At 65.9% G+C, this 13,653-nt stretch carries 13 protein-coding genes; all 13 read left to right on the forward strand.

Going from position 1 to position 13,653, the window contains the following annotated elements; translation table 11 throughout:
• The first annotated feature begins 157 nt into the window (after positions 1 to 157).
• The 13 genes from pqqA (at position 158) to JF542_RS06245 (ending at position 13,604) form a co-directional block, all read left to right on the forward strand.
• Positions 158 to 250, forward strand: coding sequence for a pyrroloquinoline quinone precursor peptide PqqA (gene pqqA / locus JF542_RS06185; protein ID WP_007802657.1), 93 nt, complete (start codon positions 158 to 160; stop codon positions 248 to 250).
• A 23-nt stretch (positions 251 to 273) separates the two neighbouring features.
• On the forward strand, positions 274 to 1,170 hold the full coding sequence (pqqB, locus tag JF542_RS06190) for a pyrroloquinoline quinone biosynthesis protein PqqB (RefSeq protein WP_207075138.1): 897 nt from the start codon (positions 274 to 276) through the stop codon (positions 1,168 to 1,170).
• Complete coding sequence (gene pqqC / locus JF542_RS06195) at positions 1,167 to 1,916, forward strand: pyrroloquinoline-quinone synthase PqqC (RefSeq protein WP_207075139.1); 750 nt, start codon at positions 1,167 to 1,169, stop codon at positions 1,914 to 1,916. Before pqqB ends, pqqC begins: the two co-directional genes overlap by 4 nt.
• A complete protein-coding gene (gene pqqD, locus JF542_RS06200) occupies positions 1,913 to 2,188 on the forward strand; it encodes a pyrroloquinoline quinone biosynthesis peptide chaperone PqqD (protein ID WP_007802651.1) in 276 nt (91 codons plus the stop codon). Before pqqC ends, pqqD begins: the two co-directional genes overlap by 4 nt.
• A gap of 94 nt (positions 2,189 to 2,282) precedes the next feature.
• Positions 2,283 to 3,392, forward strand: a complete 1,110-nt coding sequence (gene pqqE / locus JF542_RS06205; protein ID WP_207075140.1) for a pyrroloquinoline quinone biosynthesis protein PqqE — start codon at positions 2,283 to 2,285, stop codon at positions 3,390 to 3,392.
• A gap of 389 nt (positions 3,393 to 3,781) precedes the next feature.
• Positions 3,782 to 4,957: a plasmid partitioning protein RepA gene (repA, locus tag JF542_RS06210; protein ID WP_007802647.1), complete on the forward strand. Its 1,176-nt coding sequence runs from the start codon at positions 3,782 to 3,784 to the stop codon at positions 4,955 to 4,957.
• Complete coding sequence (gene repB / locus JF542_RS06215; RefSeq protein ID WP_207075141.1) at positions 4,957 to 5,937, forward strand: plasmid partitioning protein RepB; 981 nt, start codon at positions 4,957 to 4,959, stop codon at positions 5,935 to 5,937. Before repA ends, repB begins: the two co-directional genes overlap by 1 nt.
• Positions 5,938 to 6,118: 181 nt before the next feature.
• Positions 6,119 to 7,270 carry a plasmid replication protein RepC gene (gene repC / locus JF542_RS06220; protein WP_207075142.1) on the forward strand — a complete coding sequence of 384 codons (1,152 nt, stop codon included), beginning with the start codon at positions 6,119 to 6,121 and terminating at the stop codon, positions 7,268 to 7,270.
• Positions 7,271 to 7,815: 545 nt separating this feature from the next.
• Entirely contained in the window at positions 7,816 to 8,481 is a 666-nt protein-coding gene (locus tag JF542_RS24380) for a DUF58 domain-containing protein (protein WP_007802640.1), read from the forward strand.
• Between the two features lie 248 nt (positions 8,482 to 8,729).
• Positions 8,730 to 9,356 (forward strand): S-(hydroxymethyl)glutathione synthase, encoded by a 627-nt coding sequence (gene gfa, locus JF542_RS06230; RefSeq protein WP_207075143.1) that lies wholly within the window; start codon positions 8,730 to 8,732, stop codon positions 9,354 to 9,356.
• A 115-nt stretch (positions 9,357 to 9,471) separates the two neighbouring features.
• Entirely contained in the window at positions 9,472 to 10,197 is a 726-nt protein-coding gene (locus tag JF542_RS06235; protein WP_207075144.1) for a LuxR C-terminal-related transcriptional regulator, read from the forward strand.
• 3 nt (positions 10,198 to 10,200) lie between these two features.
• Positions 10,201 to 11,358 carry an FIST N-terminal domain-containing protein gene (locus tag JF542_RS06240; protein WP_207075145.1) on the forward strand — a complete coding sequence of 386 codons (1,158 nt, stop codon included), beginning with the start codon at positions 10,201 to 10,203 and terminating at the stop codon, positions 11,356 to 11,358.
• A complete protein-coding gene (locus JF542_RS06245) occupies positions 11,355 to 13,604 on the forward strand; it encodes a hybrid sensor histidine kinase/response regulator (RefSeq protein WP_207075146.1) in 2,250 nt (749 codons plus the stop codon). The genes JF542_RS06240 and JF542_RS06245 overlap by 4 nt, the downstream gene beginning before the upstream one ends.
• Positions 13,605 to 13,653: the final 49 nt, after the last annotated feature.

Here is a 13,653-nt window from a genome sequence, read left to right on the forward strand (position 1 = left end):
ACCCCGGCAAAACCAACCAATTCGTCGCAATTCCTGCCCCTGTTACCGACCAAAGTCTCACCGCTTCTTAGAAGATAAGAATAGCCAGCCGCCCCTCCTCTTTGCCAAGCTGACCCTGTTCAACCGAGTCACCGGAATCCAAGAGGAGGAGAGATTCATGGCCTGGAACAAGCCTGTCATCCGCGAAATCGAGTGCGGCATGGAAATCAACATGTACGGCCCGGAACACGACGACGGCGTCCTGTTCTGATCAGCCGCGCGCGGGAGGACGTGATGCAATTCCGCGCGCGCATTCTCGGAGCCGCAGCCGGGGGCGGACTGCCCCAATGGAACTGCGGATGCGAGAACTGCCGGCTCGCACGGGCCGGCGAGATTCCCTCGCAGACCCAGAGCTCCCTCGCCGTCTCGGCGGACGGTGAAAACTGGGCGATCCTGAACGCCTCGCCCGACATCCGGGCGCAACTGGCCGCCACTCACGAATTGCACCCGACCGGCCTGCGTGACATGCCGCTGCGCTCGGTGCTTCTGACCAATGGCGATATCGACCACGTGGCTGGCCTTCTGACCTTGCGCGAGATGCAGCCCTTCACGCTCTTCGCCACCTCCGGCATCCACGAGGTGCTGGCAGAGAACCCGATCTTTTCCGCCCTGAATCCTTCGGTCGTGACCCGCGCCAACGTGGCGCTCGAGGCCCCTGCCGAGATCGTTCCCGGGCTCACCGCCACGCTTTTTGCCGTGCCGGGCAAGGTGCCGCTCTACATGGAGGGCGAGACGGTCGAGACCGATCTCGTGGGCGAACAGACCGTCGGCGTCGAGTTGAAGACAGACACCGAGACGGTGTTCTACATTCCCGGCTGCGCGCTTCTGAACGACGCCCTGCGCCAGCGCCTGCGCGGCGCCTCGCTGATCTTCTTCGACGGCACGCTCTGGCGCGATGACGAGATGGTGCGCGCAGGGCTCGGGCAGAAGACCGGCAAGCGCATGGGCCACATATCGATGAGCGGCGAGGACGGCTCCATCGCGGCCTTCGCCGGGCTCGAGATCGGCCGCAAGGTCTTTGTCCACATGAACAACACCAACCCCGTGTTGCGGCCCGGCTCGGAGGAGCGCCGGGCGGCGGAGAATGCGGGATGGATCATCGGTCAGGACGGTATGGAGGTGACGGCATGACCCAGACACACGCGGAATTCGAGGCCCGGCTGCGCCAGATCGGCGCCGAGCGCTACCACGATCTGCACCCGTTCCATCACAAGCTGCATGGCGGCGATTGCACCCCCGATCAGGTGCGCGCCTGGGTCATCAACCGCTACTACTACCAGCACTCGATCCCGATGAAGGACGCGGCCTTCATGTCCCGCGTCGAGGATCCAGACCTGCGCCGCGCCTGGCGGAGCCGCATCGAGGATCACGACGGCACCGAGACCAACGAGGGCGGCATCCGCCGCTGGCTGCGGCTGGCCGAGGCGGTGGGGCTCGATCCCGACTATGTCGCCTCCTGCGACGGTGTGCTGCCCGCGACGAAATTCGCGGTCGACGCCTATGTGCGCTTCGTGCGCGACAAGACCCTGCTCGAGGCGGTGGCGGCCTCTCTGACCGAGCTGTTTGCGCCCAAGATCCACGCCAACCGCATCGAGGGGCTTCTGAAGAACTATGAGTTCGCCGACGATTCCTCGCTCTCCTATTTCCGTAACCGGCTGAAGGAAGCCCCCAAGGACGTGGCCTTCGGGCTGCAATGGGTGCTCGACCATGCCGACACGCAGGAAAAGCAGGACGCGGCCGCCAAGGCGTTGATCTTCAAAACCGATGTGCTCTGGTCGCAGCTCGATGCGCTGTGGGGCGCCTATGTCGACCCGGCCCGCATCCCGCCCGGCGCGTGGCAGCCCGGCGAGGGGCTCGCCAACGCGCAGGCGGCATGATGCAGCCCGCCGAGATCCCCACCCTGCCCCGCGGCGTGCGCCTGCACTGGGACAGGGTGCGCGAGACCTGGGTGCTCTTGGCGCCCGAACGCGCCATCACCCTCGACCAGGTCGGCCACGCCATCCTGTCGGAGGTCGACGGGAGCCGCAGCTTCGGTGAGATCACCGCCGGGCTTGCAGCGAAATACAACGCCCCGCAGGAGCAGATCGCCAAGGACAGCGCCGGCTTTCTCGGCGCGCTGAGGGAGCGGCGGTTCCTCGAGGTGGCGTGAGACCTTCTGTGCCTGGTTCCGACAAAGGCGCTCGACACCGCGTCACAGCATCGAAATACCATCGCGCCACTCCCCGGCGCCCGGAGGCCCAGCCATGACCAAAGCCCGCCCCCCCATCGCCATGCTGGCGGAACTCACCCATCGTTGCCCGCTCTCCTGCCCCTATTGCTCGAACCCGGTCGAGATGGCGCGGCAGGATGCCGAGCTCTCCACCGAGGAGTGGAAAAGCGTCTTCGCCCAGGCCGCCGATCTCGGCGTACTGCAGCTGCACCTTTCCGGCGGTGAGCCGGCCACGCGCCGCGATCTCGAGGCGCTGGTGCAGGCGGCGCGCGAGGCGGGGCTCTATACCAACCTCATCACCTCCGGCATCGGCCTGACCGAACGCCGCCTCAAGGTGCTCGACGCGGCCGGGCTCGACCATGTGCAGCTTTCCCTGCAGGGGACGACCCCGGAGATGGCCGACGAGATCGGCGGCTACAAGGGCGGCTTCAAGCGCAAGATGCAGGTGGCCGAGTGGATCGCCGCGATCGGCTTCCCGCTGACGCTCAACGCGGTGCTGCACCGGCGCAACCTGCACCAGTTGCCGCGCGCGCTCGAGATGGCGGTCGAGATGGGGGCGCGGCGCATCGAGGTTGCCACCGTGCAGTTCCACGGTTGGGCCCTGAAGAATCGCGACGCGCTGATGCCGACGCGCGAACAGGCTGCCGAGGCCACCCGGATCGTGCAGGAGGCGCGGCTGCGCCTGAAGGGCACGCTGGTGATCGATTACGTGCCGGCCGATTACCATTCCGATTATCCCAAGCGCTGCATGGGCGGCTGGGGCTCAACCGGGCTCAACGTCGCGCCCGACGGACAGGTGCTGCCCTGCCACGCGGCCCAGACCATCCCGCATCTGCGCTTCGACAACGTGCGCGACAGGCCGCTGGCCGAGATCTGGTACGAGGGCGCCGCCTTCAACGCCTATCGCGGCACCGACTGGATGCCCGAGCCCTGTTCCTCCTGCGAACGCAAGACCGTTGATTTCGGCGGCTGTCGCTGTCAGGCGATGGCGCTGGCGGGCGATCCGGCCGCCACCGACCCGGTCTGCATAAAGTCGCCCCACCATGTCGACCTGCAGGCGCGCGCCGACGCGCACGCGGCCGCGGAAGACGCCGCTCTGATCTATCGCTCCGCGCCCGGCAAGGCCCCCGAGCCCGCCGAATAGCAGCCTGTTCCGGCAAACATCGCCATGCGGGGCCGCAAAGACCCCATGAGGCTCTGTTTCGGCTCAGAATCGGAGCGCCCTGCCCTATTCGAAAAATGCCCAAACGACTCGGTGTGCTGACAAATTCGTCCGGACGTGCGTTGTTTGGGGGCAACTTCGAAAAAGACCGCCTTTTCCGTGACTTGCAGCACGAAGTTCAAAAAAATTTGATATTTTTCAGAGATTTACCCACAGTATTGCACTTGGCACCTGAACTGCCTCAGGAGGGGCGGGCCCCCTGCCCTGCCACGCAACCGAAGGAAACTGTGGACAACCTGCCCTTCTCTTGCGTAAAGAAACGGTAATAAAAGCGCTGACGAAAAACAGCGTTACCGAAAATGAGGGCAGACGTGGCGGATACCATTCATATCAACGCCCGTGTACGGGAGAACGCCGAGGCACTGACTTCGGCGCTGGAAGACCACATGCTGAAGGTCTTCGCCCCCGACGCGCGCAAGGAACTCAGACGCTTCTCCGCCGGAGAAGCGGCCGAGCTGCTCGGCATCTCCGCCAGCTTCCTGCGCAAGCTGCATTTCGACAACCGCATCCCCGAGGTCCATACCACGCCGGGCGGAAGACGACACTATTCCGCCGCCGATGTGCTCGAGATTCGCAAGGTGCTCGACAGCACGGCCAAGACCAAGGGCACCTACCTGCGCGGCCGCCGCGAGGGCGACAAGGTGCAGGTGCTGTCCTTCCTCAACTTCAAGGGCGGCTCGGGCAAGACCACCTCGTCGATCCACACCGCGCAGCGCCTCGCGCTCAAGGGCTACCGGGTGCTCTGCGTCGATATCGACCCGCAGGCCTCGCTGACCACGCTGTTCGGCTACCGCCCCGAGTATGATTTCCTCGAGTCGGGCACGATCTACGACGCGATCCGCTATGATGATCCGATGCCGCTGAGCCAGATCATCCAGCCGACCTTCTTCACCGGCATCGACCTGGCCCCCGGCGGACTGATCCTGCAGGAATTCGAGCATGAAACCCCGCAGGCGCTGATGACCAACGTCCAGCCCGCCTTCTTTGCCCGCATGGCCGCGGCGCTGCAGGAGGTCGAGGCGAATTATGACGTGATCATCTTCGATTGTCCGCCGCAGCTCGGCTATCTCACCATGTCGGCGCTCTGCGCCTCGACCGGGGTGCTGATCACCATCGTTCCGAACATGCTCGACATCGCCTCGATGTCGCAATTCCTGCAGATGAGCGCCGACCTGCTCGACGTGGTGTCGAATGCCGGCGCCAGCATGGAGTTCGACTTCCTGCGTTTCATGATCAACCGATACGAGCCCAATGACGGCCCGCAGCAGCAGGTCGTGGCTTTCCTGCGCCAGCTCTTCGGCGAGGAGGTCATGGTCAACGCCATGCTCAAGTCCACGGCGATCTCGGATGCGGGTCTCACGCAGCAGACCGTCTACGAGGTCGACCGCAGCCAGTTTCACCGCAACACCTATGACCGTGCGGTGGATTCACTGAATCAGGTCAATGACGAGATTGAGTCTCTCATTCAGAAAGCATGGGGACGCTGATGGCACGCAAGGGAATTCTTGAACCACGCATCACGCCGCTGGGCGGCGGACCGGCGCCAACCGATCGCAAATCCGCCGCCGAGGCGCGGATGATGCCCCGCGGGGCGGTCGGCGCTTTGCAATCCTCGCTCACCAAACTGCAGGAAAACGCCGTGCAGGAGGTGGAGCCGGCGCTGATCGACGATGCCGGCTACGAAGACCGGCTCGGGATCAACGACGAGGCGCAAAACCAGCTGAAAGAGAGCCTGCAGACCTATGGTCAGCAGGTTCCCGTGCTTTTGCGCCCCCACCCCAAGAACGCCGGACGCTTCGAGATCGTCTATGGCCGCCGACGCCTGCGGGCGCTGCGCGACCTTGGCCTCAAGGTCAAGGCGATGGTGCGCCAGCTCGACGACCACGCGCTGGTCATGGCGCAGGGCCAGGAAAACACCTCGCGGCAGGACCTGAGCTTCGTCGAAAAGGCGAGCTTCGCGGCGCAGCTGCAGGACGGCGGCTATGACCGGCAGACAATCGCCGCGGCGCTGTCGATCGACCTGCCGATGGTCAGCCGGATGCTCAAGGTGGGCACGGCCTTTTCGCTGCCCTTCCTGCGCCGCATCGGCTCGGCCCCCGGAATTGGGCGCGATCGTTGGATGAGCCTCGCCAAGCTTCTGGAAGAGGACGCCGCGCAGGCCCGCGTCGAGACGGCAATGGACGCGCCCGGCTTCGAGGCGCTCGATTCAGACGCCCGCTTCGAGGAAGTGTTCGGCGCCGCGCAGCGCAAGACCACGACCCCGGCCAAGGCCCCTGCCCCGCGTCCGCGCACCCTGCGCACGGTGGATGGCGCGCCGCTGGCCGAAATCCGCAGCACCGGACGGGGCCTGACCCTGACCGTGCCGTCGAAAACCGCGAACGGCTTCGACCGCTGGCTCGACGGGCAGGCGGACGAAATCATGAAAGAGCTTCACGACCGCTGGCAAAGCACCCGGTCGGAGGACTGAGAGCAGTGGAAGAATAACAAGGAGGCACGAGAGGACAGGCGACAAAAGAAAAGCCCCCCAGGATTGATCCCGGAAGGCCCTTCTCGAACGTAGCAATTTGAGTTAGCCGCCAGACCCGGACTCTGTCAACCATGCATCGCGGTGCAGGGGCGGAGAATTGTTGTCTTTCGTGAAATGTCACATGGAAAACACGTCCCGACCCCCGTTCGGGCGACCGGTGGCGGCTTGTCTGCCGTCATCGGAAGCCTCGCAACGGCACGCTACCCCTATGTCCGACAAATGGGCCCTGTTGCGCGACCTGACCACCGGCGCCGAGGCGTTCGGCCTGGGCCACCGCACGCTTTCGGTGCTGAAGGCGCTGCTGACCTTTTGGCCGGAACGAGAGTTGCCCGCCGATCCCGACGAAGCCATCGTGTTCCCGTCGAACCGCGTCCTGTCGGAGCGGCTTTCCGGGATGCCCGAGAGCACGTTGCGCCGGCACCTGGCGAAGCTGGTCGAGACCGGCGTTGTCAGCCGTCACGACAGCCCAAACCGCAAGCGCTATGCCCGCGGCCAGTCCGGAGTGATCGGGATCGCTTTCGGGTTCGATCTCTCCCCCCTCGCCCGTCATGCCGAGACCCTGGCCTCTGCGGCGGCATCCGTCACCGCGCAGCGCGAGCGGATCGCCGTCCTGCGCGCCCGTCTCGGGATGCTGCGCCATCGTCTGACCGAGGAAGATGCTCCGGACGTTCTGATCGACGCGGCGCGCCTGATGCTGCGCCGCCGGGCCTCCGAACAGGATCTGGCCGAGCTTGTGAGCCGGCTCGAAGCTGCACTCCCTACCCCGGAACTCGTCGAGGCGACCCTTAAGCCCATCACCGAAACAACCAAAATGAGCGCCAGCGCCGCCCGGAATGAGCGGCACATACAAGAAACAGATAAATCTATTTCTGACTCTGAGTCCGCGCCTACGTCTGACGCTGCGCCAACGGAAAGCTCGGCATCTGCAGAGACGCCGAATGCGATCACCGTTCCGATGATCACAGACGCCTGTCGGGAATATCGGGCCTTCTTCCCAGATCAGCCGCGAGGCTGGCACGATGTCGTCTCGATCTCGCAGAGGCTTGCGCCCATGCTGGGGATCGACCCGCCGGTGCTACAGGAGGCGCAACGGATCATGGGACATGAGCGGGCTGCCGCGACGGTGCTTTGCCTGCTCGAACGGGCCAGCGAAATCCGCAAGCCAGGTGCGTATCTGCGACGGCTGACACAGGTGGCGCGGAAGGGCAGCTTCTCGGTCAGTGCGATGCTTGCAGCTGCCAGCCGACGCGCGCCAACGCCGGCCTTTGCCTAGTCGTGGGTTGCTGGAACTTCAGCAGCAATCCGTACGGCTGTGCGTCTCAGGGGCCGGCGCCGGGCTGAAGCGAACGCGCGTGATGCCTCAGGGATGCGCAGGTCAGGATCAAAGCGCCAAGCCCCTCTGCGAATTGGTCTGGCATGTCGAGGAGGGGCTTGCGACAGGGCGCCCGGTCCGGCATAGGATAGGCACGGCCTCTTCGCAAAGAAGCGTCGAGTGGTTGGCCTCTTTCGTCAAGGCGGAAAATCGGGCCCGAATGCCGGCCGGTCTGGCCCAAATCCTCCAAAATCACCTGAAAACCAGCAGAAATCCGGTAATTGTCAGCTGACAATCCTGAAAAATGCGTCTTTTCAATCGGTTAGTGTTTTGCCAGTCAGGCAAATCCAGCAAAACGGCTGACAATGCGTTGCGACCCTTGGCTGTGTTCCGGCAGATCGACCGCTTGGCTAGACTGAAGCTCCCCGGGCTCGGCCCGCAGCGACCTTGAGAGCGATGATGAGCCCGACTTCGACGCCTCTTGCCCAGATTGACGGACCCGCCGCATGACGGCGGCGCTCGATGTCCCCGGCGCGACGCTTCACTGCCGCGATCTGCTTGCTTTGCGTGAGGTCGCGCTGAGCGGGCGACAGAGCTGGGAGCCGTGCCAAACCATGCTGGTGGCGGATTTCCGGCCGTCGATGCTGCGCGGGCTGATCCGGGCGTTTCGTTCCGTAGCCGCCGCCGAAGCGCTAGTGCTGGTCGGCTGGCGGGTGGCCGAGGCTGGCGGGCAAGTGGGACTGCTGGCGATCGGGTCGGGCGCGCCCGTGCTTGTCGCGCCGGCTGCCGGGGCAGGGGCAATGCCGGAGGTGATCTCGGAGTTGGTGCGGGCGCATGATCTGGCGGCGGCGAATGCCATGGCCGGATGCCTCGACGATCCGCCGCTTGATCGGAGCCTCGTCTCGCTGGACCGGCTGACAACCGATGGCGAGCTTGTCATCGCCTCCGGCTTCGAGACACCCGGAGCGGCGCTGTCCCGGCGGCTCGGGATGCTCGGTCACACCCATGTGCTGCGGCTGATCCGGATCACCGACCTCTCCTTCACGGGAGAGATGCAGGACGATCACCCGGCCCCTGATCTGGCCGGGGCCAGCGCGATTTCGCTCGATGCCTGCCTGCCACCCGACGCGATGGCGCGGGTTTTGCGCTCGGACTGGTCGCAGCAAGGCTAAGAGGGCGAAAGTTGCGGGCTTACAATGCCGAACTTTGCGATTCTCCCGCGTTTATCCGAGAATCTCGCCCCATTGACCCGCTGAACTGGCATTTATCTTCGATAAATGCGCAGTGAGGGCCCGGAAAGTCGGCGTTTCCGACTTCGGGCCGATACGAATGGTTGCATTGCCCGAATCTCGGACCGGGCGCACCCTCGCGACCGGGCGCCGTATGGAGGCGGCGCCTCACAGGGAGGAGAAATCAACAGATGGGAATTCTCGACAAGATCTTTGGCGGCGACACCGACAGCGTGCCGCCGAAATACACGCATGTGAAGATACACCCCGCAGTCGACGACGAGGTGAAGCCAGCGACCCCCGGCTTTTCGGGTGGCACGCTGAAGTGCAAGTGCCCCAGCGATCAGGTGGTGGTGATGGTGGAGGCGCAAACCGCGCACAACCACGTTTGCGGCTGCACCAAGTGCTGGAAGCCCAAGGGCGCGATCTTCAGCCAGGTGGCGGTGGTCGGGCGCGACAAGCTCAAGGTCACCGAGCACGAGGAAAAGCTTGAGATCGTCGATGCCTCGGCCGCGATCCAGCGCCATGCCTGCAAGGGGTGCGGCGTGCACATGTATGGCCGGATCGAGAACACCGGGCATCCGTTCCACGGGCTCGATTTCGTCCATACCGAGCTGTCGCCGCAATCGGGCTGGTCGCCGGCGGAGTTCGCGGCCTTCGTGTCTTCGATCATCGAATCCGGGGTCGACCCGGACCGCATGGATGAGATCCGCGGCCGGCTGCGCGAGCTCGGGCTCGAGCCCTACGATTGCCTGTCGCCGCCGCTGATGGATGCCATCGCAACCCATGTCGCCAAGCAGAGCGGCGCTCTGAAGTAGACGGCTGACAATCGCCCCCGGCTCCGCGGAAACTCGCCGCGAGGGCCGGGCGCCCACAACACCATTGCGCGAACGAAAAATCCTGCGCTAACCTCCGACCCGGGAGGACATTTCAATGAAAGACGTTACCGAGGCCCGCTCGCCGGGTGCCGTGCGATCGGTCGTGATCGTGGACGATCACCCGCTCTACAGCGATGCGCTGGCGGCTGCGATCCAGCTGGTCTTTCCCGATTGCCGAATGGAGAAGGCCCAGACGCTGGGCGCGGCGCTGACCATGATCGAGAATGGCGTCTCGCCCGATCTGGTGATGTTCGACCTCAAGCTGCCGGATGTCTGCGGGATCTCGGGGTTTCAGCGCCTGCGCGAGGCGCTGCCGGATGTGCCCGTGCTGGTGATCTCGTCGCTGACCTCGGCGCAGGTTGTGCAGGCGCTGATGGCGGAGGGCGCGGCGGGCTTCCTGCCCAAGGACGCCCCGGCGCCGATGCTCCGGCAGGCCCTGCGCGATATCGCCGGCGGCGCGACCTACGTGCACCCGGGCTACCAGAGCAGTGCCGCGTCCAGCACGGGGGACGTGCCCTTCGAGGCGCTGCACCCGAAGCTCGCCGAGCTCACGCCACAGCAGCAGCGCATCATGAAGCTGATCTGCGCCGGCAAGCCCAACAAGCAGATCGCCTACGAGCTGTCGCTGGCCGAGGCCACGGTGAAGGCGCATATCACCGCGCTGCTGCGCCGGCTCGGGGTGCAGAACCGCACCCAGGCGGCGGTGCTGGTCGAGAACTCGGCCCCGGCCACCGCCATCGGCGCCGGCGAGGCCGACGCGCAGGCCTTTCTGAGCCGCTGAGCCATGCGCGACGAGCAGACGCCGCCGCGCTTCGTACAGGTCGCCGTGTCGCGCGACACCAACGCGCAGGCGGCGGTCCGCGAGGCGCTGGCCGGGATCGACCTGCCCGAGACCTGCTTCCTGCTCGCCTTCGTCCCTGACGGGCTGTCGCTCGAGGCGGTGGCGAACGCGCTCGAGGCCGGGGCAGGGGGGGTGCCGGTTTTTGGCTGCACGACGGCTGGCACGATCACCACCGAAGGCTACGAAACCGAGGCGCTGCTGCTGCTCGCCTTCCCGCGAGCGCATTTCCGCTGTGCCTCGATGCTGATCGCGCCGCTCAAGCCGATGTCGATGAAATCCATCGCCAGCGAGCTGCGCACCCATGCGGCCCGCTTCCGCCGCACCGCGGGTTGGAACCGGCTGGCGCTGATCTTTGCCGACGGGCTGTCGAAGCAGGAGGACCTGCTGGTCGCAACGCTCGAGGCGGCGCTCGGAGAGGTGCCGGTGTTCGGCGGATCGGCGGGCGACAACCTGGCCTTCCGGGAGACCTTCGTGCTGCATGAGGGGCGTTTTCACACCAATGCCGCGCTCCTGCTGTTGCTCGAGACCGACCTCGCGTTTCAGGGGCTGGGCTTCGATCATTTCCTGCCCACCGAGGAGCAGATGGTGGTGACCGAGGCGCTGCCCGACGAGCGGCTGGTGCTCGAGATCAACGGCGCGCCGGCAGCGCTCGAATATGCGCGCATCGTCGGCTGCCCGGTGGAGCAGCTCTCGCCCGAGGTGTTTGCCGAGAACCCGATGCTGGTGCGCCAGAACATGAACTACCACGTGCGCGCCGTGCATGACGCGCCGGGCGCGCATGCGCTGTCGTTCCTTGGCGCCATCGATGACGGGCTGATCCTGACGCTGGGCCGCGGCAAGGAGATCCTCGAGACGCTGGAGGCCGAGCTCGACGTGAAGGGCCCGCGCGAGGCGGCGCCGGATTTCGTCCTGGGCTTCGATTGCGTGCTGCGCAAGCTCGAGATTGAGCAGAAGCAGCTCACCTCGCAGGTCAGCGAGATCTTCCGTCGTCGCCGGGTGCTGGGCTTCAACACCTATGGCGAACAGCATTGCGGGGTCCACGTGAACCAGACCTTCGTGGGGGTGGCCTTCTTCGAGCCGGGGAGGCACGCCTTCGCATGATCGATCCGGACGAACCGCTCGACATCCAGCTCGCCCGGCAGGCCAAGATCATCGATGCGCTGATGCGGCGTGCCAACCGGCAGCACGAGGTCGGCAGCTCGGCCTATGGCGCCTTCCAGTCGGCCATTGCGCTGCAGGGGCAGATCTGGGCCAAGACCCGCGATCTCGAGCGCACCACCGACGAGCTGCGCCATGCCCGCGACGACACCCAGCGCATGCGCAAGAACCTCGCCGACGCGATGGCCGCGATGGATGGGGGCGTGGCGCTGTTCACCGCCGGGCGGCTCGAGGTCTGCAACGACATCTTCCAAGCGCTGTTGCCCGACATCTCGGAGCGGCTGCAGCCGGGGCTGGAGATCGACGCCTGCTTCGCCGCCATGTCCGACAGCCTCTACCTGGTGACCGTGGAGGGCAATTTCGACACCGCTCTGGCTCAGGCGCGGCGGGGCAGGGTGGGGGCCTCGGTGGTATCACTGGTGATCGAGCTGGTGGGCGACCGCTGGTACCAGATCAACCTCCAGCGCACGAGCGCCGAGAACATGGTGCTGCTGCTCACCGAGATCACCACCATCGTGCGCCGCAACCGCTCGGAGAAGGAGAGCCTGATCGACCGACAGGCCGACTATCTCCAGGCGGTGTTCGAGAACATGACCTCGGGGGTCTGCACCTTCTCGCCCGAGGGCGAGGTGATGATGTACAACCAGCAGTTCCGCCAGCTTCTGGGGCTGCCCTACACCATGCTGCAGCAGGGCTCCGACCTGCACCGGATGCTCGACTTCGTGGCCCAGCATGCGCTGATCACCGAGGCCGAGGATTTCGATATCGGCTACTGGCTCGACCGGCTCGAGCGGCAGGGGCGGCTGCGACGCCGGGTGCGCCATGCCACGGGCCGGATGCTCGACCTGCACGCGCACCGGCTGCCCGACGGCGGTGTGCTGCTCGAGCTCAAGGACGTGACGCTCGAGACACGCGCCACGGTGATGCTCGAGAACCGTGTGGCCGAGCGCACCACCGAGCTGACCCATGCCAACGCACAGCTGCGCCAGCAATTTGCCGAGATGGCCCGGGTCGAGGAGGAGCTGCGCGTGGCCAAGGAACGCGCCGAGGCGGCGGTCTCGTCCAAGACCCGCTTCCTCGCCGCCGCGAGCCACGACCTGCTGCAGCCGATCAACGCCGCCAAGCTGCTGATCGCGACTCTGAAGGACAGCGCCGCCGAGACCCGTTTCGCGCCGATGGTCGACCGGCTCGACGGCTCGTTCTCCTCGATCGAACAGCTGCTGCATTCGCTGCTCGACATCTCGCGGCTGGAATCGGCAGACCGCTCGCTGACACCCTCGGATGTCTGCCTCGGCACGCTGATGCGCAGCGTCTGGGAGGATCAGACCCCGGTGGCGCAGCGCAAGGGGGTGCAACTCGACGTGGTGCCGAGCATGGTTTTCGTGCGCTCGGATCCGGTCTACCTGCTGCGCTCGATCCAGAACCTCGTGGTCAACGCGCTGCAATACACCCCCGAGGGCGGGCGCGTGCTGGTGGGCTGCCGCCGCAAGGGCGGGGCGGTGGAGTTGCAGGTCTGGGACACCGGCATCGGCATCAGCCGCAAGGACCAGAAGCGGATCTTCGAGGAGTTCGCCCGCGCAGACAACGTGCCGCTCGGCTCGGGCGTGGGGCTGGGCCTGTCCATCGTCGACCGCACCTGCCGCCATCTCGGCCACAAGGTGCGGGTGCGCTCGAAGCCGGGCATCGGCTCGGTCTTCTCGGTCGAGATGGAGGCGGCGGCGGGCCGGCATGCGGCGCCGCAGCAGGGCTGCGAGCAGACGCCGGCGGTGGTCGAGGCCGAGATGGACTACATCATCCTGGTGATCGAGAACGACCCGGATGTGCTGTATGCCTTCACCCGAAAGCTGGAGCAATGGGGGGCGAGCGTGTTCGCGGCGTGCTCGGCGGTGGAGGCGCTGACCCATGTGCGCGACATGGGCATGGCGCCGGACATCCTGCTCGCCGACTACCAGCTCGACGATGGCGAAACCGGGGATCGGGCCATCGCCGCGGTGCGGGCCGAGTGCGGCGTGCAGGTGCCGGCGATCATGATCACCGCCGACCGCAGCAACGATCTTTTGAAGCGCGGCGCGCGCGAGGGGTTCTCGGTGCTCACCAAGCCGGTGCAGCTGTCGCGCCTGCGCCCGCTCATCGAGTGGAAGGTGCGCTGGCAGGCGCCGGAGGATGGGCCTGTGGATGGGGAGCAGTGAGGCGCTGGTGTCGACGCCGTGCCGCCGGGGGGCCAGCCCCCCGGACCCC

Origin of the sequence: Salipiger bermudensis, assembly GCF_017309175.1 — a bacterium.
GTDB classification, from domain to species: domain Bacteria; phylum Pseudomonadota; class Alphaproteobacteria; order Rhodobacterales; family Rhodobacteraceae; genus Salipiger; species Salipiger bermudensis.